General features: G+C 71.8%; 20 protein-coding genes. 2 read left to right on the top strand and 18 right to left on the bottom strand.

Translation table 11 applies throughout. The features are described from left to right. The first annotated feature begins 10 nt into the window (after window positions 1-10). Complete coding sequence (dacB, locus tag LOC65_RS06325; RefSeq protein WP_009856487.1) at window positions 11-1,432, top strand: D-alanyl-D-alanine carboxypeptidase/D-alanyl-D-alanine-endopeptidase; 1,422 nt, start codon at window positions 11-13, stop codon at window positions 1,430-1,432. After that, on the top strand, window positions 1,429-1,719 hold the full coding sequence (locus tag LOC65_RS06320; RefSeq protein WP_037290234.1) for a SemiSWEET transporter: 291 nt from the start codon (window positions 1,429-1,431) through the stop codon (window positions 1,717-1,719). The genes dacB and LOC65_RS06320 overlap by 4 nt, the downstream gene beginning before the upstream one ends. Before the next feature lie 71 nt (window positions 1,720-1,790). Here LOC65_RS06320 and LOC65_RS06315 read toward each other — a convergent pair whose 3' ends face one another. The 18 genes from LOC65_RS06315 to def all read right to left on the bottom strand — a co-directional run bounded on the left by LOC65_RS06315 (window position 1,791) and on the right by def (window position 20,202). Further along, window positions 1,791-2,438 carry an OmpW family protein gene (locus tag LOC65_RS06315; RefSeq protein WP_009856485.1) on the bottom strand — a complete coding sequence of 216 codons (648 nt, stop codon included), beginning with the start codon at window positions 2,436-2,438 and terminating at the stop codon, window positions 1,791-1,793. A 34-nt stretch (window positions 2,439-2,472) separates the two neighbouring features. Beyond that, window positions 2,473-3,633, bottom strand: coding sequence for an SGNH/GDSL hydrolase family protein (locus LOC65_RS06310; RefSeq protein WP_230246961.1), 1,161 nt, complete (start codon window positions 3,631-3,633; stop codon window positions 2,473-2,475). Window positions 3,634-3,769: 136 nt separating this feature from the next. Beyond that, window positions 3,770-4,735 (bottom strand): SGNH/GDSL hydrolase family protein, encoded by a 966-nt coding sequence (locus tag LOC65_RS06305; protein WP_009856483.1) that lies wholly within the window; start codon window positions 4,733-4,735, stop codon window positions 3,770-3,772. Window positions 4,736-4,770: 35 nt separating this feature from the next. Then, the gene (locus LOC65_RS06300) at window positions 4,771-5,742 is read right to left on the bottom strand and encodes an L-threonylcarbamoyladenylate synthase (RefSeq protein WP_230246960.1); all 972 of its coding nucleotides are present in this window, start codon (window positions 5,740-5,742) and stop codon (window positions 4,771-4,773) included. Between the two features lie 8 nt (window positions 5,743-5,750). Then, a complete protein-coding gene (locus LOC65_RS06295; protein WP_230246959.1) occupies window positions 5,751-6,911 on the bottom strand; it encodes a 5-(carboxyamino)imidazole ribonucleotide synthase in 1,161 nt (386 codons plus the stop codon). After that, window positions 6,908-7,420, bottom strand: a complete 513-nt coding sequence (gene purE, locus LOC65_RS06290; protein ID WP_009856480.1) for a 5-(carboxyamino)imidazole ribonucleotide mutase — start codon at window positions 7,418-7,420, stop codon at window positions 6,908-6,910. The genes LOC65_RS06295 and purE overlap by 4 nt, the downstream gene beginning before the upstream one ends. A gap of 78 nt (window positions 7,421-7,498) precedes the next feature. Further along, window positions 7,499-8,602, bottom strand: a complete 1,104-nt coding sequence (locus LOC65_RS06285; RefSeq protein WP_230246958.1) for a hypothetical protein — start codon at window positions 8,600-8,602, stop codon at window positions 7,499-7,501. Between the two features lie 4 nt (window positions 8,603-8,606). After that, window positions 8,607-9,509 carry a phosphoribosylaminoimidazolesuccinocarboxamide synthase gene (locus LOC65_RS06280; protein ID WP_230246957.1) on the bottom strand — a complete coding sequence of 301 codons (903 nt, stop codon included), beginning with the start codon at window positions 9,507-9,509 and terminating at the stop codon, window positions 8,607-8,609. Window positions 9,510-9,624: 115 nt separating this feature from the next. After that, window positions 9,625-10,689, bottom strand: coding sequence for a class II fructose-bisphosphate aldolase (gene fba, locus LOC65_RS06275; RefSeq protein ID WP_230246956.1), 1,065 nt, complete (start codon window positions 10,687-10,689; stop codon window positions 9,625-9,627). Between the two features lie 339 nt (window positions 10,690-11,028). Next, window positions 11,029-12,456, bottom strand: coding sequence for a pyruvate kinase (gene pyk / locus LOC65_RS06270; protein ID WP_230246955.1), 1,428 nt, complete (start codon window positions 12,454-12,456; stop codon window positions 11,029-11,031). A gap of 91 nt (window positions 12,457-12,547) precedes the next feature. After that, the gene (locus LOC65_RS06265; protein ID WP_230246954.1) at window positions 12,548-14,875 is read right to left on the bottom strand and encodes an NADP-dependent malic enzyme; all 2,328 of its coding nucleotides are present in this window, start codon (window positions 14,873-14,875) and stop codon (window positions 12,548-12,550) included. A 247-nt stretch (window positions 14,876-15,122) separates the two neighbouring features. Continuing rightward, window positions 15,123-16,316, bottom strand: coding sequence for a phosphoglycerate kinase (locus tag LOC65_RS06260; RefSeq protein WP_230246953.1), 1,194 nt, complete (start codon window positions 16,314-16,316; stop codon window positions 15,123-15,125). 63 nt (window positions 16,317-16,379) lie between these two features. Continuing rightward, window positions 16,380-16,721, bottom strand: a complete 342-nt coding sequence (locus LOC65_RS06255; RefSeq protein ID WP_230246952.1) for an AzlD domain-containing protein — start codon at window positions 16,719-16,721, stop codon at window positions 16,380-16,382. Then, window positions 16,718-17,437, bottom strand: coding sequence for an AzlC family ABC transporter permease (locus LOC65_RS06250; RefSeq protein WP_164962695.1), 720 nt, complete (start codon window positions 17,435-17,437; stop codon window positions 16,718-16,720). The genes LOC65_RS06255 and LOC65_RS06250 overlap by 4 nt, the downstream gene beginning before the upstream one ends. 56 nt (window positions 17,438-17,493) lie before the next feature. After that, a complete protein-coding gene (locus tag LOC65_RS06245) occupies window positions 17,494-18,222 on the bottom strand; it encodes a head GIN domain-containing protein (protein ID WP_164962644.1) in 729 nt (242 codons plus the stop codon). A 95-nt stretch (window positions 18,223-18,317) separates the two neighbouring features. Further along, window positions 18,318-18,692, bottom strand: a complete 375-nt coding sequence (locus LOC65_RS06240; protein WP_009856469.1) for a hypothetical protein — start codon at window positions 18,690-18,692, stop codon at window positions 18,318-18,320. A gap of 44 nt (window positions 18,693-18,736) precedes the next feature. After that, window positions 18,737-19,678: a methionyl-tRNA formyltransferase gene (fmt, locus tag LOC65_RS06235; RefSeq protein ID WP_164962694.1), complete on the bottom strand. Its 942-nt coding sequence runs from the start codon at window positions 19,676-19,678 to the stop codon at window positions 18,737-18,739. A gap of 5 nt (window positions 19,679-19,683) precedes the next feature. Beyond that, window positions 19,684-20,202 (bottom strand): peptide deformylase, encoded by a 519-nt coding sequence (def, locus tag LOC65_RS06230; protein WP_009856467.1) that lies wholly within the window; start codon window positions 20,200-20,202, stop codon window positions 19,684-19,686. Window positions 20,203-20,417: the final 215 nt, after the last annotated feature.

Below are 20,417 nucleotides of genomic sequence, written 5' to 3'. Positions count from 1 at the left end.
TCATCGCCGGATGACCCTGCCGCGTGCCCTCGCCTGCCTCGCGCTCGCGGTCGCCGCGCTGGCCGCGCGGGCGCAGGCGCTGCCCGCCGAGGCACGTGCGGCGCTCGAGCGCGCCGGCGTGCCGGCCTCGGCGCTGGCCGTCGTCGTGCGCGAGCTGCCGGCCGGCCCGACGCGCCTGGCCTGGCAGCCCGAGCTGCCGCTGAACCCGGCCTCGGTGACCAAGCTGGTGACGACGCTGGCGGCGCTGGAACGCCTGGGCACCGGCTGGACCTGGACCACGCCGGTCTGGCTGCAGGGCGAGATCCGCGACGGCGTGCTCGACGGCTCGCTCGTCCTCCAGGGCCGCGGCGACCCGCAGCTCAGCGCCGACCGGCTGCGCGCCGCGCTGCGCCGCGTGCGCCAGATGGGCGTGCTGGAGATCCGCGGCGACATCGTGCTCGACGGCTCGGCCTTCGTCGCCCCCGAGGCGGCGCCCGGCGACTTCGACGGCGACGCCACCCGGCCGTACAACGTGCAGCCGGCGGCGCTGCTGGCGAGCTTTCGCACCGTCGGCTACACCTTCGTGCCCGACCCGGGCGCCGGCGTCGCGCGCGTCATCGCCGACCCGCCGCTGGCCCGCACCCCGGTGCAGGCCACGGTGCCGCTGTCGGCCGCCCCGTGCAGCGACTGGCGCACGGCGCTGGGCGCGAGTTTCGGCCCGGCGGTGCGCTTTGCCGGCCGCTACCCGGCGGCCTGCGGCGAGTTGGCCTGGTACGTCGCCGACCCCGACCCGGCGAGCTACGACGCGCGGCTGCTGGAAGCGCTGTGGGCCGAGGCCGGTGGTCGCCTGGCCGGCCGTGCACGCGCCGGCAGCGCACCACGCGACACCGCGCCGAGCTTCGAGCTGCGCTCGCCGCCGCTGGCCGACCTGCTGCGCGACATGAACAAGCTCAGCCAGAACACGATGGCCGAGCAGATCACGCGCACGCTGGCGCTGCAGCGCCGCCCCGACCTGCCGGCCGACGCCGCCGGCGCACGCAGTGCCCTCGCCGAATGGCTGGACCAGGCGCTCGGCCCGCTGCCGCCGGGCACCGTCATCGACAACGGCTCGGGGCTGTCGCGCACGACCCGGCTCAGCGCCGGACTGCTGGCGCGGCTGCTGGAGCGCGGCTACGCCAGCCCGGCGATGCCGGAGTTCGTCGCCTCGCTGCCGGTGGCCGGCATCGACGGCACGATGCGCCGCGCCAAGGCGCTGACACCGGGCCGCGCGCACCTGAAGACCGGCTCGCTGCGCGACGTCGCGGCGCTGGCCGGCTACGTGCTCGCCGACAGCGGCCGGCGCTACGCCTTCGTCGCGCTGCTGCAGCACCCCAACGCCGCTGCCGCACGCCCGGCCTTCGAGGCCCTGCTGCAATGGACCGCACGCGACGCCGGCGCGGCCGCCGCACCATGACGCTGGCCGACGCCATCGGCTACCTCGCCGCCACGCTGACCACCGCGGCCTTCGTGCCGCAGGCGCTGCTGACGCTGCGCACACGCGACGTCAGCGGCATCTCGCTGGGCATGTACGGCGTGTTCACCACCGGCGTGGCGCTGTGGCTGGCCTACGGCATCGCGCTCGGCGAGTGGCCGATCATCGTCGCCAACGCCGCGACGCTGGCGCTGGCGGCGACGATCCTGACGCTCAAGATCACGATCGAGCGCCGGCAGCGCCGCACACGCCGCGACGGCGGCGCCTGAAACGACACGAGGCCCGCGGGCGCTGCCGGCGGGCCTCGTGCAGCAGGGGCGCGGCGCGCCCCGCCGGGCGATCAGAAGCTGTAGCTGACGCCGCCGGTGAAGACCACCGGGCGGTAGTTCACCGTGGTCTTGATGACCGCGGCGCCTTCGCCGACCAGCTCGCTCTTGACCTTGATGACCGCGACGCTGGCGAACACGCCCCAGTCCTGGTCGAGCTTGTAGGAGAAGCCGGCTTCGGCCGCCGGACCCCACGAGTCTTCCATGTGGATCTTCCAGCCGTAGGGCGACTTGCGCTTGGCGAAGTGGGTGTAGTTGATGCCCAGGCCGACGTACGGGCGGAACTTGTCCGCCGGCGCGCCGAAGTGGTAGTTGAACAGCAGCGTCGGCGCCACCGAGCGCGCCTCGACCACCTTGCCGAGGTAGTCCACCGAGCCGTCGGCGTAACCCTCGATCTTCGGCGGGATGCCGAGCACGAGTTCGACGCCGATGTTCGGCGACACCATGCGCTCGTAGATGAAGACCGCCGTCGTCGCGTCGGTCGTGTTGGCGTCGGCGCCGGGCGGCACGCCCAGGCCGGTCACGCCGTTGGTCTGGGAATGCGTGTCGTAGCGCGTGATGCCGGCCTTGAGGACGTTGAGCTTGTAGTCCTGGGCCTGGGCCAGGCCCGCGGCACCGGCCGCGAGCGCCAGCACCGCCAGCGCGCGAATCGTCTTGTTCATGTCGTGATTCCTTGTCGTGGCGTTCGCGTCGTCGTCAGTCGTCCGCGGCGATCCAGCCGAACGATCTCAGCTGGGCCAGGACCTGGCGGGCGTAGTACGCGTGGCCCCCGGTGCTCGGGTGCACGCCGTCGGCGAAGAACCACGTGGACGGATCGGCCCCGTCGACGAGGCCGTTGTACGGGAAGCCGGGCGTCGCGTTGCAGAACAGCGAGGAGCCGTCGGTGATGGCGCCCGCGGTGTAACCCGAGATCTTCGGAATGCTGCAGGCCGGCGTCGTGATGTTCCAGCTGCCGGGGTTGGCGTAGACCGAGGCGCCGATGGCGGCCATGTCGAGGATCTGCACCGGCTGGCCGTCGAGACCGGCCTTGAGCCAGAAGTTGAAGGTCTCGGTGATGGTCTTCAGCACGCCCTGGATGCTCGCCGGGTAGGCCTGGAACCTGGGCGTCAGCGCCGAGTTCGGCAGGTTGCCGATCGCGACGTACTTGCCGCCGTTGGCGAGGATCTTGGTCTTCACGTAGCCGGCCAGCTCGAGCGCGGCTTCCTTCACGCCCTCCTGGGCGGCGCTCTGCGCGTCGTACATCAGCTTGTTGCCGCGCTCGGCGCTGATCTCGCCGGCGATGACCTGCGCCTGGATCGCCTGCACCGTCGTGGCGAAGGTGTTCAGCTGCACGAAGGCGTCGTTGTTGCCGGCCCAGATCAGGATCAGGTCGGTGTCCTTGAACGTGTGGCCGAAACGCTCGCTGGCGAGGTAGTTGTCGATCTGCGTGACAACGGGGACGGTCAGCGCACCGCCGTCGCGGCCGATGCCGACCGGGTTGGTGACACGCGAGCCGCCCTGGGCGAAGCCGGTGCAGGTGTTGTTCGCGGCCGGGCAGTCGGTGCTCGGCAGGCCGGCGAAGCCGGTCATCGCCGGCGTGACCGCCAGCCCCAGCGCGTCGGCGACATGCTCGACCCAGATGTAGCCGTCGGTGCCGGCCAGGTTGGTCGTGAACTTGCCGCCCAGCGGGCCGGTCTTCGGCGCATAGGTGCCGACGTCGCTCAGGCTGTCGCCGAAAGAGACGACCGCGGTGAACGAACCGAGCGTCGTCGGTGCGCCGGAAGGGCCGTCACTGGCCGGATCGGGATTGCCGCCGCCGCATGCCGCCAGCAATGCCGCGCTGACGGCGGCCGCGAGCACGCCTCTGCGCATCTTCATCATGTCTGCCCCGCTTTCCTGATGTATTCGAACGCCCGTCACGAACGTTCGTTCTATTTTGGCGAGGCGACTATAAGCGGGCTCGGGCCGACTCTGCGAAGAGGAAACCCGGGCAGCGGCCTGCGGCCGCGACGGCTCAGAACGGGTTGTTCTCGGCGCGATCGATCGCCATGCGGCCGATTTCGTAGTGGCCACGCGGCCCCAGGTGCCAGGCATCGGCCCACAGGTGGGAGCTGCTGGTGGCCCCTTCGACCAGCGTCTGACTGTTGCAATCCGGCAACTCGGCGGTCGTCAGGCAGGCCGCATCCTTCACGTTGCTCAGGTTGAAGCTGCCCGGCGACTTCTTCATCACCTGGATCCGGGTGTCGGCCTGGACCAGGCCGATGTAGCGGCCGTCGATCAGGATGTTGGTGCCCAGCGAGATGTTGAAGGACTGCACGAGCGCGGAGATGAAGGCCGCGCGGTCGACGTCGGTGTTGGCGGCCTTCTCGGCCAGCGCGTAGGGCGACAGGCCCATGTCGGGCAGGTTCGACAGGATGACCTTGCCGCCCAGGTCGACGATCTTGTTGACCTGGCGCGCCAGGGCCTTGCCGCGGGCGGCCGCGTCGTCCTTCAGGTCGGACATGCTGCGCGTCGGATAGGCCCGGTACAGGTCGAGGATGTCGTTGGCGCCGACCATCACCGCCACCAGATCCTTGTCGCGGAAGCCGCCGTCGCCCACCTGGGCGTCGATCTGCGCCTGCAGGTCGGCGACACGCGCGTTCTCGGTGGCGCGGAAGAAGGCCTTGACGTTGCCGTTCTCGGGGTCGCACTGCTCGAAGACGAAACCGTAGTTGCCCGCCAGGCGCTGCACCCAGATCGGGTTGCCGGTGCACGAGAAGGTCTCGACCGAGGTCGTGCTGTCGACAGTGACGCTGTTGATGCTCCAGCGCTTGCCGCCGGAGGTCAGCAGGCTGTTCTCGTCGCCGAAGACGATCACCCGGCCCGGGTCGAAGGCGTCGTACTGCGAGGTGCCGCCGCCACAGGCCACGAGCGCTGCCGCGATGGCGACGCCACCGATCACGCGACGCAGGAGGCGGCCGCGATTCAGGAAGAGGGACATGAGGACTCCGAAACGGAAGCGGCTAGGTGCTGGGGTCAGGCGGCGGCGCGCGTCAGACGGTCGCGCACGCCGTCCCACTCGGGACCCGCCGGCGGCTGCTCGACCCAGACGAGCGACGCGCCACCGGCATCGAAGCCGCGCAGGGCCGCGAACAGTTCGTGCGCGGCGGCTGCGGGATCGGCCGGCATCGGCCGGTGCTGCACGCTGGAACCCGGCGGCGGAACGACGCGGGAATATACCGCGACGCCCGCTGGCACCGGTTTCCGCAGGACGGCCATCAGTGACGCCGTGTCCAGCAGCCGGATCCGGGCCGCCGGCGCGTAATGCGACTCGAGCGTGCCCGACGCGCGCGGCGAATCGGCGCCGGCCGCGGCCAGCGGCGCGCCGATCACGGCCTCGATCTCGCGCCGGTCGAGCGCGCCCGGACGCAGCAGCGCCGGACGTTCGCCCGAGCAGTCGACGATCGCCGACTCGATGCCGACCTCGCAGGCCCCGCCGTCGACGATCAGCAGACCGTCGCCGAACTCGCCGACCACGTGCGCGGCGGTCGTCGGACTGACGCGGCCGAAGCGGTTGGCACTCGGCGCCGCGACGCCGGGCACGCCCAGGCGCGCGGCGTCACGCAGCAGCGCCAGGGCCACCGGATGCGAGGGCATCCGCAGCCCGATCGTGTCCTGGCCGCCGGCGGCGGCCTCGCCGCGGCCTTCGCGGCGGCGCAGGATCAGCGTCAGCGGCCCGGGCCAGAAGCGCGCCATCAGCGCCTGGGCCACCGGCCCCGGCGGCTCGGCGAACTCGGTGACCGCGGCCGCGTCGGCGACGTGCACGATCAGCGGGTGGTCGTCCGGGCGGCCCTTGACCGCGAACACCGCGGCGGTGGCGACGTCGCGGTCGGCGCGGGCCCCCAGGCCGTAGACGGTCTCGGTCGGGAAGGCGACCAGACCGCCGTCGCGCAAGCGTTCGGCGGCGCTGGTGATCGAAGCGGGCTTGGTTCCGTCGAGGATCGGCATCGTCGTCCTCAGAAGGCCGGCAGGCCCAGGCACTCGCAGACCCGGAGCGCCGTCGCGCGGGCGCTCTCGGCGTCGGCCGCGGTGACGGTCAGGTGGCCCATCTTGCGGCCACGGCGTGCGTCGGTCTTGCCGTACAGGTGCAGCGCGACGCCGGGCAGCGCCAGCACGCCGGCCCAGTCGGGCGTGCGCGGCTCGGCCGTGCCATCGGGGAACCACAGGTCGCCGAGCAGGTTCAGCATCACCGCCGCCGAATGCAGGCGCGGTGCGGCCAGCGGCAGCCCGGCCAGCGTGCGCAGTTGCAGCTCGAACTGCGAGACGTCGCAGGCGTCCAGGCTGTAGTGGCCGGAGTTGTGCGGCCGCGGCGCCATCTCGTTGGCGACCAGGCGGCCGTCGGCGAGCACGAAGAACTCGACGCAGAGCACGCCGACGTAGTCCATCGACGCGGCCAGCCGGCCGGCGCAGTCGACGGCCTGGGCGGCGAGTTCGGGCGACACGCCCGGCGCCGGCACCTGGGTGACGGCGAGGATGCCGTCGCGGTGCAGGTTCTGCTGCACCGGCAGGTGCACCAGCGCGCCGTCGCGCCCGCGCGCGACGATGACGCTGAGCTCCAGCGCCAGCGGCAGGCGCTTCTCGAGCACGCAGGCGGCACGGCCCAGGCGCTGCCAGGCGGCGGCCAGTTCCTCGGCCGTCGCGACCGAGGCCTGGCCCTTGCCGTCGTAACCCAGGCGCGCGGTCTTCAGGATGCCGGGCAGCAGCGCGGCGGCGGCGGCGAGGTCGGCCTCATGCTCGATCGTCGCGAACGGCGCGCAGGGCACGCCGGAGCGCTGGAAGTGGCGCTTCTCGGCGGCGCGGTCCTGGCAGATCTCGACCGCGGCGGCAGCCGGCGCGACCGGCACCCGTTCGGCCAGCGTGCGCAGCGAATCGGCCGGCACGTTCTCGAACTCGGTCGTCACCGCATCGCAGGCCGAGGCCAGCTCGGCGAGGCCCGCAGCGTCGGTGTAGGCCGCGGCGACGTGCCGATGGGCGACGAGCCCGGCCGGGCTGGTGGCGTCGGGCTCGAGCACGACGGTGCGGTAGCCCATCGTCTGCGCGGCGTGCACGAACATGCGGCCGAGCTGGCCGCCGCCCATCACGCCGAGCGCGGCACCGGGAAGCAGCGGCGCGTTCACTTGAGGTCGGCCGTCATCGCGCGCGCGACTTCGGTCTGGCGGACGCGGAAGGCGGCGAGCTTGGCATGCAGCGCCTCGTCGTCGGCGGCCAGCATCGCCACGGCGAACAGCGCCGCATTGGCCGCGCCGGCAGCGCCGATCGCGAAGGTCGCCACCGGGATGCCCTTGGGCATCTGGACGATCGAGTACAGCGAGTCCACACCCTGCAGGTGGCGGCTGGCCACCGGCACACCGAGCACCGGCACCGTGGTCTTGGCCGCGACCATGCCCGGCAGGTGCGCGGCGCCGCCGGCGCCGGCGATGATCGCGCGCAGGCCGCGCTCGCGCGCCGTCTCGGCGAACGCGAACATCTCGTCGGGCATGCGGTGCGCCGACAGCACGCGCGCCTCGTAGGGCACGTCGAACTCCTGCAGCAGCTCGGCCGCGCCGCGCAGCGTCTCCCAGTCGCTGGAGGAGCCGAGCACGATGGCCACGCGCGGCAGGCGCGCCGGGGTGTCGAGGGAACTCAAGAGAACGATTCCTTGCAGATCAGGGGTGGATGGCGCAAACCGCCATCCTCGCACGAACCGGCGGTGCCCCCGCCGGCGTCAGGCCGCCAGGCGCGAAGGATGCAGCCCGGCGAGCCCGGCCTTGAGGCGGCCGATCTCGGAATCGTACCGTCCCTGGACATCGGCCAGGACGCTGGCCCAGGCCTCGGCGCGCTCCGGGTGGCCCAGCGCCCGGGACAGGCGCGCATGCTGCAGCAGGAACAGCAGCTGGTCCTCGAGCGCGAGGCCCGCGTGCAGCGCCGGATCGAGCCGGTCCAGCGCCTGCCGGGCGTCGCCGTCGCGGCCAACGTCCAGCAGGCACGCGGCGCGCTCGATCTCGAGCATCAGCCGGTCGGCATGGAAACCGAAGCGGGTGTCCTGCAGCCGCAGGAGCTCGTCGTAGATCACGAGCGCACGAGCGGGCTCGCCGCCGAGCAGGGCCACGCGCGCACGGCAGGCATCCTTCAGCTGCATCAGCGAACGCTGATGCGCGCCGAGGCAGTAGGCGTAGGCCGACTCGACGCCGATGCCGGCCATCTGCAGCTCGTCGGCATCGAGCCGCCCGCGCAGCGCGTCCAGCCGCAGCGTGACCAGCGACATCGCGGGGCGGTTGTAGACCAGCGCGCCGATCGTCGCGTCGTCGCCCAGCGTGATCGCCTCGCGGCGGGCCCTCTCGTACCAGGGGCGTGCGGCCTGCGGCTGGCCGGCGAACTGGTGCGCGCTGCCGATCAGCACGCAGACCCGGCTGCTCGCCTCGAGGCAGGCGCCGGGGCGGTCGAAGCAGGGCTCGAAAGCCTTCAGCATCGCGTCGAAGTCGCCGCGCACGAACTGCATGTGCCCCAGCCACGCGGCGGTGAGGCGGATCAGGTCGTCGTGGCGCCAGGCGAGCGCGACGGTGTGGGCGCGCAGGATGCGGTCGGTGGCCAGCGGATCCATGTTGTCAAAGAACAGGATCAGCCCTTCGAGCAGCATGATGCGCACCGCGATGCGGCTGGCGCGGCCGTCGCCGTGCTCGCGCCGCAGTTGCGCTGCGACGAGCTGCGCGGCGGCGATGTCGCCGACCCGCGCCAGGTAGCAGCCGCGTTCGGCGGCCAGTTCGGCGCGCCGAAGCGGATCGCGGCAGCCGGCAAGCTCGTGGTCCAGACGGGCGAGCAGCCGGCTCATGGCGTCACGCGGGCGCGGTGAGGCGCTCGCAGGCGAGCGCGTAGCGCGCGGTGCTGGCCGCGGCCACCTCGGCCGGCAGGCGCGGCGCCGGGGCGCGCTTGTTCCAGGGCTGGCCGTCGACGGTGGCCGTCTCCAGCCAGTCGCGCACCGGCTGCTTGTCGTAGCTCGGCGGGTTCTCGCCCTCGACCCAGCCCGAGGCCTCCCAGAAGCGAGAGGAGTCGGGCGTCAGCACCTCGTCCATCAGCGTCAGCGTGCCGTTCTCGTCGAGGCCGAACTCGAACTTGGTGTCGGCGATGATGATGCCGCGCGTCAGCGCGTGCGCCGCAGCCGCCTCGTACAGACGGATCGAGACCTCGCGCACCTTGGCGGCGAGTTCGGCGCCGATCATCTGCTCCATGCGCTCGAACGGGATGTTCTCGTCGTGGTCGCCGACGGCGGCCTTGGTGGCCGGCGTGAAGATCGGTGCGGGCAGGCGGCTGGCGTTCTTCAGCCCCGGCGGCAGCGCGACGCCGCAGACGGTGCCGCTGTCCTGGTACTCCTTCCAGCCGGAGCCGGCGAGATAGCCGCGCACGACGGCCTCGACCGGCAGGCCCTTCAGGCGCTTGACGAGCATCGAGCGGCCGCGCACCTGGGCCACCTCGTCGGCGGCGACGACCGAGCACGGATCCTCGCCCGTGAGGTGGTTGGGCACGATGGCGCCGAGCTTGTCGAACCAGAACAGCGCCATGCGCGTCAGCAGCTCGCCCTTGCCCGGGATCGGGTCGTCGAGCACGACGTCGAAGGCCGAGAGACGGTCGCTGGCGACCATCAGGATGCGGTCTTCGCCCACTGCGTAGTTGTCACGCACCTTGCCGCGCGCCAGCAGCGGCAGAGAGTGGAGATCCGACTGGTACAGGGCTGTGCTCATGCGCTCTCGCGGGGCGACCCGCGCTCAAAGTGTGGGGCTGAAAATGCACGAGGGGGCCTCGGTCGCGGCCCCCTCTTCGTCTCGGCGACGGACGCTGCCGCCGCCACGAAAATCATCAGTTGACGAGCTGCGCCAGCGAGCCCGCGGCGTACTTGCGGGCCATCTCGGCCATCGGCACCGGCTGGATCTTCGCGCCCTGGCCTTCGCAGCCGAACTCGAGGTAGCGCTGCTTGCAGATCTGCTTGGCGGCCTCGCGCGCCGGCTTCAGCCACTCGCGGGCGTCGAACTTCGACGGGTTCTCGGCCATGAACTTGCGCGCCGCGGCCGTCATCGCCAGGCGGATGTCGGTGTCGATGTTGATCTTGCGCACGCCGTGCTTGATGGCTTCCTGGATCTCCTCGACCGGCACGCCGTAGGTCTCCTTCATCTCGCCGCCGTACTGGTTGATCAGCGCCAGCAGGTCCTGCGGCACCGACGACGAGCCGTGCATCACGAGGTGAGTGTTCGGGATGCGCAGGTGGATCTCCTTGACGCGCGAGATCGCCAGGATGTCGCCGGTGGGCTTGCGCGAGAACTTGTAGGCGCCGTGGCTGGTGCCGATGGCGATCGCCAGCGCGTCGAGCTGGGTCTGCTTGACGAAGTCGGCAGCCTGCTCGGGGTCGGTCAGCAGCGCCGAGTGGTCGAGCTTGCCGACGGCGCCGATGCCGTCCTCCTCGCCCGCCTCGCCGGTCTCCAGCGAGCCCAGGCAGCCGAGTTCACCTTCGACGGTGACGCCGACCTCGTGCGCCATCGCGACGACCTTGCGCGTCACGTCGACGTTGTACTCGTAGCTCGACGGCGTCTTGCCGTCTTCCATCAGCGAGCCGTCCATCATCACCGAGCCGAAGCCCAGGTCGATGGCGCCGCGGCAGATTGCCGGGCTCTGGCCGTGGTCCTGGTGCATGACCAGCGGCACGGTCGGGAAGGCTTCGACGGCGGCCTGGATCAGGTGCTTGATGAAGGCCTCGCCAGCGTACTTGCGGGCCCCGGCGCTGGCCTGCAGGATGGCCGGCGCGCCGACTTCCTTGGCCGCTTCCATCACGGCCTGCACCTGCTCGAGGTTGTTGACGTTGAAGGCCGGGATCCCGTAGCCGTTTTCGGCGGCGTGGTCCAGCAGCTGACGCATCGAGACGAGTGGCATGGTGGTCTTCCCGCGGAGTGAATAGAGGGCGTCCGGCCACGCGACGCGCGCCGGACATGCGGAAGATTCTAGCCACTGCCCCCCGCGGCACCCCCGGTACGACCAGGCCGCAGGCGGGTATGCGCGCGCCGCGTCAGGCGACGCGGCAGACCTTGAGCAGGCCCATCGGGGTCAGGTCCATGGCCCATCGGGCGGCCCATAGGGGTCAGGTCTCGGGAGACCTGACCCCGGACTTCGCGCGGGAGACCTGACCCCAGACTTCCCCGGCCTTCGCGGGAGAACTGACCCCGGCCTTCGGTGGCATGCCGGTGGCCCGGCGTCGCCTCGACGCTGCCCCGGTCAGCCGACGCGGCAGACCTTGAGCATGTTCGTGCCGCCGGGGTGGCCCATCGGCTCGCCGCAGGTGATCGCGTAGGTGTCACCCGGGCGCAGCACGCCGCGCTGCACGAGGATGCGCTCGGCTGCGGCCAGCGCCTCGTCACGGTCGGTGAACTTGGGCACCAGCAGCGGCGTGACGTTGCGGTACAGCGTCATGCGGCGCTGCGGCGCCGACGAAGACGTCAGGCCGTAGATCGGCACCTTGATGTGGTGGCGGCTCATCCACAGCGCCGTCGAGCCCGACTCGGTCAGCGCCAGGATCGCGCGGCAGCCCAGGTGGTGGGCGGTGAACAGCGCGCCCATCGCGATCGACTGGTCGATGCGGCCGAATCGCTTGTTGGCGAAGTCGGTCTCGAGGCGGAAGTCGTCGGCGGCCTCGGCTTCGAGCGCGATCGCGGCCATCTGCTGGATGGTCTCGACCGGGTAGCGGCCAGCGGCGGTCTCGGCGCTGAGCATCACCGCGTCGGTGCCGTCGAGCACGGCGTTGGCGACGTCGCTGACCTCGGCGCGTGTCGGCACCGCGTTGACGATCATCGACTCCATCATCTGCGTGGCGGTGATCGCGATCTTGTCGGCCTCGCGCGCCATGCGGATCATGCGTTTCTGCAGCGCCGGCACCGCGGCGTTGCCGACCTCGACCGCGAGGTCGCCGCGCGCGACCATGATGCCGTCGGAGGCCTTCAGGATCTGCTCGAGCACGGGGATTGCCTCGCTGCGCTCGATCTTGGCGATCAGCCCCGGCTTGTGGCGCCAGGGTTCGCCGGCGACGTTGCACAGCTGGCGCGCCATCTCCATGTCGGTGGCGCTCTTCGGGAAGCTGACGGCGACGTAGTCGGCCTGGAAGCTCATCGCGGTGCGGATGTCCTCCATGTCTTTGGCCGTCAGCGCCGGCGCGGTGAGCCCGCCGCCGGCCTTGTTGATGCCCTTGTTGTTGGACAGCTCGCCGCCGACGACGACGCGGGTGACGACGCGGTCGCCGACCACCTGCTCGACCGACAGCTTGATCAGCCCGTCGTTGAGCAGCAGCGTGTCGCCGGGACGCACGTCGCGCGGCAGGTCCTTGTAGTCCAGGCCGACGCATTCGACGTCGCCGGGCTCGGTGCGCGAGGCGTCGAGCACGAAGCGCGCGCCGTTCTGCAGCTCGACCTTGCCTTCGGCGAACTTGCCGACGCGGATCTTCGGGCCCTGCAGGTCGGCCATGATGGCGACCTCCTTGCCCGCCGCGGCGGCGACCTGGCGCACGAGGTTGGCGCGGTCGATGTGGTCCTGCGCCTTGCCGTGCGAGAAGTTCATGCGCACGACGTCGACGCCGGAACGGATCATCGCCTCCAGCACCTCCGGCGAAGAGGAGGCGGGGCCGAGGGTGGCGACGATCTTCGTGGCACGCATGGCGGCTCTTTTCTCGAAACGCTGGAAACCCAGCGCCTGCGATTATGGGCAGAAGACCTGCCGCCGCCATGTTTGCCCGGGTACGGCCTGATTACCTCGTGGCTTGTTGCACGGCCGCCAGCGCCGCCGCCTCGGCCACCGCCAGCGCGGTGATGTTGATGACCCGGCGCACGGTGGCCGACGGCGTCAGGATGTGCGCCGGCGCCGCCGTGCCCAGCAGCATCGGACCGACGGTGACGCCGTGGCCGCTGGTCATCTTCAGCACGTTGAACAGGATGTTGGCGGCGTCCAGATTGGGCAGCACCAGCACGTTGGCGCTGCCGGTCAGCGTGCTGTCGGGCAGGTAGCGTGCGCGCACCTCGGCCGACAGCGCGGCGTCGCCATGCAGTTCGCCGTCGCACTCGATGTGCGGCGCCATCTGCACGAAGAGGTCGCGTGCGGCGCGCATGCGCCGGGCCGAAGCCCGCGCCGACGAGCCGAAGATCGAGTGCGACAGGAAGGCCACCTTCGGCGGCAGGCCGAAGCGCTGCACCTCCTCGGCGGCCATCAGCGCGATCTCGGCGAGCTGCTCGGCGCTGGGCTCCTCATTGACGAAGGTGTCGGCCACGAACAGCGTGCCGCTGTCCAGCGGCAGGGCGTTCATCGCCGCCAGCGTCCTGGCGCCCGGCTTCAGGCCGATCGCCGCACGCACGTGTTCCAGATGCGAGTCGTAGCGCCCGGCGAGGCCGCAGACCATCGCGTCGGCCTCGCCGCGGCGCACCATCAGCGCCGAGGTCAGCGTGTGCGAGCGCCGCACCGTCGTGCGCGCCGCTTCGGGCGAGATGCCGTCGCGGCCCATCAGGCGGTGGTAGGCCTGCCAGTACTCGTCGTAGCGCGGATGGTCGGCCGGGTCGACGACCTCGTAGTCGCGGCCGGCTTCGAGCCGCAGGCCGGACTGCGCCGCACGTTCGGCGATGACGCCCGGGCGGCCGACGAGGATCGGCCGCGCCAGCCCTTCGTCGAGCACGGCCTGCACCGCACGCAGCACACGTTCGTCCTCGCCTTCGGCATAGACCACGCGTGCCGGGCGCGCCTTCGCGGCGTTGAACACCGGGCGCATGAACATGCCGGTCTGGTAGACGAAACGCGTCAGCGACTGGCGGTAGGCCTCGAGGTCGGCGATCGGCCGCGTCGCGACGCCGGACTCGGCCGCCGCCTTGGCCACCGCCGGCGCGATGCGCAGGATCAGGCGGGCGTCGAACGGCGTCGGGATCAGGTAGTCGGGGCCGAACTTCAGCTCCTTGCCGGCGTAGGCGGCGGCGACCTCGCTGCTGGCTTCGGCCTTGGCGAGCGCGGCGATCTCGTGCACGCAGGCGACCTTCATCGCCTCGGTGATCTTCGTCGCGCCGCAGTCCAGCGCCCCGCGGAAGATGTACGGGAAACACAGGACGTTGTTGACCTGGTTCGGGTAGTCGCTGCGGCCGGTGGCGACGATGCAGTCCGGCCGCACGGCCTTGGCCAGCTCGGGGCGGATCTCGGGCTCGGGGTTGGCCAGCGCCAGGATCACCGGCTGCGGGGCCATCGTCGCCACCATCTCGGGCGTCAGCACGCCGGCGGCGGAGCAGCCGAGGAAGACGTCGGCCCCGGCCACCGCGTCGGCCAGCGTGCGGCCGGTGCTGCGCTGGCAGTAGCGCATCTTGGACTCGTCGAGCTTGCCGGCCAGCACGTCGGCGCGCTGGTCCTGGATCAGGCCCTTGGAGTCGCAGACCCAGACGTTCTCGCGCCGCACGCCCAGGTCGACCATCAGGTCCAGACAGGCGATGGCCGCGGCGCCGGCGCCCGAGACCGCCAGCTTGACGCTCGCGATGTCCTTGCCGACGAGCTCCAGCGCGTTGAGCAGCGCTGCCGACGAGATGATCGCCGTGCCGTGCTGGTCGTCGTGGAAGACCGGCACGTTCATGCGCTCACGCAAGCGGCGCTCGATGTAGAAGCACTCGGGCGCCTTGATGTCCTCGAGGTTCACGCCGCCCAGCGTCGGCTCCAGCGCGGCGATGATCTCGACGAGCTTGTCGGGATCGCGTTCGGCGAGTTCGATGTCGAAGACGTCGATGCCGGCGAACTTCTTGAACAGGCAGCCCTTGCCTTCCATCACCGGCTTGCCGGCCAGCGGGCCGATGTCGCCCAGGCCCAGCACCGCGGTGCCGTTGGTCACGACGGCCACCAGGTTGGCGCGCGAGGTGTACTCGGCGGCCAGCGCCGGGTCTTCCTCGATCGCCAGGCAGGCGTAGGCGACGCCTGGCGAATAGGCGAGCGACAGGTCGCGCTGGTTGGACAGCGGCTTGGTCGGCGTGACGGAAATCTTGCCGCGCACGGGCGCGCGGTGGTAGTCCAGCGCCGCCTCGCGCAGTGCGCGTTCGGCGTCGGAGAGGGGGGTGTTCACAGTGAGCCTCCTGTTCGCGCGGCGGCGACGGTTGCGGCCAGGGCGGGAGCGGGTACGGTACCTGACCCTAAGCCGTCGAAAGGCGGGGTCAGAAAGGCGGGGTCAGGTCTTGCAAGACCTGACCCCCTGCGGCGTGTGCGGAAAAGACTAGAAAGACGGGGTCAGGTCTCGCGGAAAGAAGGGGTCAGGTCTCGCGAGACCTGACCCCACGCGGCGTGACCCCACGCGGCGCGTGCGTGCCTCGCGCTCAGCCGGCGGCGCGGCGCGACAGGATCTCGAAGGCCGGCAGGGTCTTGCCCTCGAGCACCTCGAGGAAGGCGCCACCGCCGGTGGAGATGTAGCCGATGTCCTGTTCGATGCCGTACTTGGCGATCGCGGCCAGCGTGTCGCCGCCGCCGGCAATGCTGAAGGCGTCGCTGGCGGCGATCGCGCGCGCCACCGTCTCGGTGCCGTGGGCGAAGGCGTCAAACTCGAAGACGCCGACCGGGCCGTTCCAGACGATGGTGCCGGCGGCCTTCAGCTTGTCGGCCAGCAGCGCCGCGGTCTTCGGGCCGATGTCGAGGATCAGGTCGTCGTCGGCGACGTCGGCGGCAGCCTTGACGGTGGCCGGCGCGTCGGCGGCGAAGGTCTTGGCGGTGACGACGTCGACGGGAATCGGCACCTCGGCGCCACGGGCCTTCATCGCCTCGATGACGGCCTTGGCCTCGCCGACGAGATCGGGCTCGGCCAGGCTCTTGCCGATCTTCAGGCCGGCGGCCAGCAGGAAGGTGTTGGCGATGCCGCCGCCGACGATCAGGCCGTCGACGTTCTTCGCCAGGCTCTGCAGGATCGTCAGCTTGGTGCTGACCTTGCTGCCGGCGACGATGGCCACCAACGGCCGCTTCGGGTTGGCCAGCGCCTTGCTGATGGCGTCGATCTCGGCGGCCAGCAGCGGGCCGGCGCAGGCGATCTTGGCGTACTCGGCGATGCCGTAGGTGCTGGCCTCGGCGCGGTGCGCGGTGCCGAAGGCGTCGTGCACGAAGATGTCGCACAGCGCGGCCATCTTGCGCGCCAGCTCTTCCTTGTTCTTCTTCTCGCCCTTGTTGACGCGGCAGTTCTCGAGCAGCACGACCTGGCCGGGCTGGACGGCTACGCCGTCGACCCAGTCGGCGACCAGCGGCACCTCGCGGCCGAGCAGCTCGCCCAGGCGGCGGGCGACCGGCGCCAGCGAGTCCTCGGGCTTGAACTCGCCTTCGGTCGGGCGGCCCAGGTGCGAGGTGACCATCACCGCGGCACCGGCGTCCAGCGCCATCTGGATGCACGGCACCGAGGCGCGCACGCGCGTGTCCTCGGTGATCTGGCCGTCGTCGGACAGCGGCACGTTGAGGTCGGCTCGGATGAAGACACGCTGGCCGCGGGCGCGGCCGGCGGCGGCGAGGTCGGAAAAGCGCAGGACGTTCATGGGTGTTGAGCGACAGGCTGACGAAAGACGGCCGCTAGTGTCGCATCCCCGCCGGGCGCGGAGCTACCAGCCGAGCCCCGCGCGCAGCGCCACCATCACCGCGCTGCCGACGACGATGGTGCCGAGGATGCCGCGGCGCCAGAAGAACCAGCCCGCGCCGGCGGTGGCGGCAAAAAGCCGCGGGTCGCGCCAGGTGTCGATCAGCTGCCCCTGCGACATCACGACCTCGGGCGCGACGACCGCCATCAACGCCGCCAGCGGCGCGTAGCGCAGGCCTTCACGCAGCCAGCCCGGCATCGGCAGCTCGCGTTCGGGCAGCATGAAGAAGGCCCGGGTGAGCACCGTGATGACCGCCAGTCCGGCGATCGTCAGCGCCAGGCGCAGCGCCTCGGCCCAGTCGCTCATCGCGAGCCTCCGACCGGCGTCGCCGGGCCGGGGCGCGAGCGGTCCATCAGCAGGCCGATGGCCACGGCCGCGGCGATCGCGACGAGGATGTTCAGCCGCAGCGGCAGCGCGTAGGCCGCCACCGCGGCACAACCGGCGACACCGGCGGCCACCAGCGACGAGCGGCTGCCCAGCAGCGAGCAGGCCAGGCCGATCAGCGCCAGCGTGCCGGCGAAGCCGATGCCCCACTCGGTCGGGATCACGTCGGCCAGCAAGATGCCGGCGATCGACGGGATCTGCCAGGCGAACCAGTTGGAGATCGCCCCGCCCCAGAAGTACGGCCGCTGCTCGGGCGCGGGCACCGGATCGGGAAAGCGGCGCATGAACAGGATGTAGTTCAGGTCGCCGCTGAAGTACGCCATGCGGGCGCGTTCGGCGCGTGGGAACGGCGCGAAGTACGGCCGCCACTGGGCGCTGAAGATGACGAAGCGCAGGTTGACGCAGAAGGCCGTCGCCCAGATCACCCAGACCGGCGCACCGGCCACCAGCAGCGGCAGCGCCGCCAGCTGCGCCGATCCGGCGTAGACGAGCAGCGTCATCGCCATCGCCGCCGGCACCGACAGGCCGGCCTTGATCATCGCGACGCCGGTGATCATTCCCCAGGCGCCGATGCCGGGCAGGATGCCGGCAATCTCGCGGGCGCCACGCCGGAACTCCGGGTGACGCCAGCCGAACATCCCATCAGACATGGGCCCATTGTCCCATCGGCCCGCCCGGGCCGCCCGCGCGGGGACTAGCGGCGGCGCACCGAGCCGCTGCCGAGCACACTGACGGCCGGCGTCGCGGTGCCGCCGTGGCGCACGTCGCCGGAGCCGACGATGGACACCGACAGGCTCGCGTCGGCGGTGACGTCGGCGTCGCCGCTGCCGGCGATCGAGACGGTGGCGCTGTCGGCGCGCAGCGCGGCGAGATCGGCATCGCCGCTGCCGGCGATCTTCAGCGACAGCTGGGCGGCGCGGCCGTCGGCGGCGACGTCGCCGCTGCCGGCGATCGACACCGCCAGCGCACCGGCGTCCAGGCCACGCAGCCTGACGTCGCCCGAACCGGCCAGCGCGACGGCCAGCGACGGCGTCTTCAGGCCTTCGACGACGGCGTCGCCCGAGCCCTTGACCGCCAGCCGCGCGAGCTGCACGACCTCGACCGTGGCCCGGACCGGGCGGGACCACGTGAAGCCGCGCTCCTCGCGCAGGCGCACGACGAGCGTGCGCACGCCGCGGCGCTCCTCGACCAGGGTCTCGACCCGCGCCAGGTCGGCGGCCTCGGCCTCGACCTGCACCGACTCCCGGCCGGTGGCGCGCACGACGAGATCGACCGGGCCTTCCAGCTCGATCGCCGTGAACCCCGAGGCGCTGCGCGCCTGGCTGGTGGGGGCGGCCTGCGCCGGCGTGGCGGCAAAGGCGGTGAACGCGGCGAAGACGGCGGACATCGCGGCGACGGCGGCGGTGGACAGCAGGCGTTTCATCGTGGGCTCCAGGTGCATGGAGCGCACTGTGCCGGCGGCTGCGGCCGGGCGCGACGGCGGCGCGACGAAACGCAGCCGGGGCCGACGAAGCGTCGTCAGGAGTGCTTCTTGTTGCCGGCCTCGGCCGCCGGCTCGTCGTCCTTGGCGTCCGCGGGCGCCGCGTCCTTGGCGACTGCGGTAGCGCCTTGCGGCGGAACGACCTCGAGATTGTTCTCGCGCATGTAGTCGTTCATCTCCTTCCAGCCGGCGAACACGGCGGCCTTGTCGGCCTTCTTGTTCATGCCGAAGCAGTCCTCGATGGCGCGGCCGGCATGGCGGCAGGCGGCACCGATGGCGCGCCCGTCGGCGTCCTTCTTGGCGGCGACGGCGGACGCCGACTCGATGCCGAGCTGGTCGCAGCCGGCGACAGCCAGCGGCAGCACGACGGCGGCCGCGAGGCGCAACGGGAGACGGTGGCGGAAGGTCTTCACCGCCGGAATATCGGCCGCCGCGGCGGCGGCTTGAGTGCCGCCGTTCAGCCCAGGCGCGTGCCCGCGGCCACCGGCCGGCCCTTCAGGAACTCGCGCGCCGGCACGCGCCGGCCGCCGGTGCGCTGCAGTTCACGCAGCTCCAGCGCGCCGTCGCCACAGGCGACGACGAGCCCGCCCTCGCCCGACGCGAGCACGGCGCCGGGCTCGCCGGCGCCGGGCACGACCGCCGCGCGCCAGAGCTTGAACGCCTCGCCGTCGAGCGTGAAGCTGCAGCCGGGAAAGGGGTCGAAGGCGCGCACGCGGCGTTCGATGACCGCCGCCGGCAGCGTCCAGTCGACGGCGCCTTCGGCCTTCTCGATCTTCGCGGCGTAGTTGGCGCCTGCTTCGGGCTGCGGCACCGGCGGCAGCGCATCGAGCCGGCCGAGCGCGTCGACGACCAGACGCGCGCCGAGCGCCGCCAGCTTGTCGTGCAGCGTCGCCGTCGTGTCGTCGGCGGCGATCGGCAGCGCTTGCTTCAGCAGCATCGGCCCGGTGTCCAGGCCGGCGTCCATCTGCATGATGGTGATGCCGGTCTCGGCGTCGCCGGCCTCGATCGCGCGGTGGATCGGCGCCGCGCCGCGCCAGCGCGGCAGCAGCGAGCCGTGGATGTTGATGCAGCCCCGGCGCGGCAAGTCCAGCACCCACTGCGGCAGGATCAGGCCGTAGGCGGCGACGACGAGCACGTCGGGCGCCGCCGCTTCGAGCGCCGCGCGGCCGGCGGCGGCCTCGTCGGGGTACTTGCCGTCCAGCCGCAGGCTGCGCGGCTGGGCCACCGGCAGGCCGTGCGCCAGCGCGCACTGCTTGACCGGCGAGGCCTGCAGCTTCATGCCGCGGCCGGCCGGGCGGTCGGGCTGGGTCAGCACCAGCGGCACCTCGAAACCGGCGGCGAGCATCGCGTCGAGCGCGACACGCGCGAACTCGGGGGTGCCGGCGAAGGCCGCGCGCAAGCGGCTCATGCCGCGCCGCGCGCTTCCTCGCGCGTGCGCTTGGCCATCTTCACCTTGATGCGCTCGCGCTTGAGCAGGCTGAGGTATTCGACGAACACCTTGCCGTCGAGGTGGTCGATCTCGTGCTGGGCGCAGACCGCGGCCAGACCGTCGAGCGCGATCTCGAACTCGGCGCCTTCGCGGTCGAGCGCGCGCACCGTGACACGCGCGTTGCGCGTCACCTTGTCCCAGACCTGCGGCACCGACAGGCAGCCCTCTTCCCAGATCACCAGCTCCTCGCTGCGCGCGACGATCTGCGGGTTGACGAAGACCATCGGCTGGTCGTGCTCGGGCGAGGTGTCCATGACGAACAGGCGCTCGTGCACGTCGACCTGGGTCGCGGCCAGGCCGACGCCTTCGGACTCGTACATCGTCTCGAGCATGTCGGCGACGAGCTGCTTGACGCGCGCGTCGACGGCGGCGACCGGCTTGGCGACCTTGTGCAGCCGGGGATCGGGATAACGCAGGATGGGGAGTTGGGCCATGGTGCGGCGGCGAAGGACGCCCGGTCGTCGGAGCCGGGCCACGTCGCGGCGCCCGGCAGCGTGAAGGGCTGCACGCGGGCGCGGCGGCAACGACGATTTCGTTACGACAGCAAGGGTTTACGGGCAGAATCTGCCAATTCAAGTGAGCAGTTCGCGCCCGCAGCCCTGCGAATTGTCGCACCGCCGGGCGAGGCCCCTTGCGAGGAGAGCAAAGA

This window comes from Rubrivivax sp. JA1055 (assembly GCF_020966565.1).
Classification (GTDB): Bacteria; Pseudomonadota; Gammaproteobacteria; order Burkholderiales; family Burkholderiaceae_C; genus Rubrivivax; species Rubrivivax benzoatilyticus.
The sequence above is the reverse complement of the archived record's forward strand: the minus strand, read 5'-3'. Positions and strand labels throughout refer to the sequence as shown.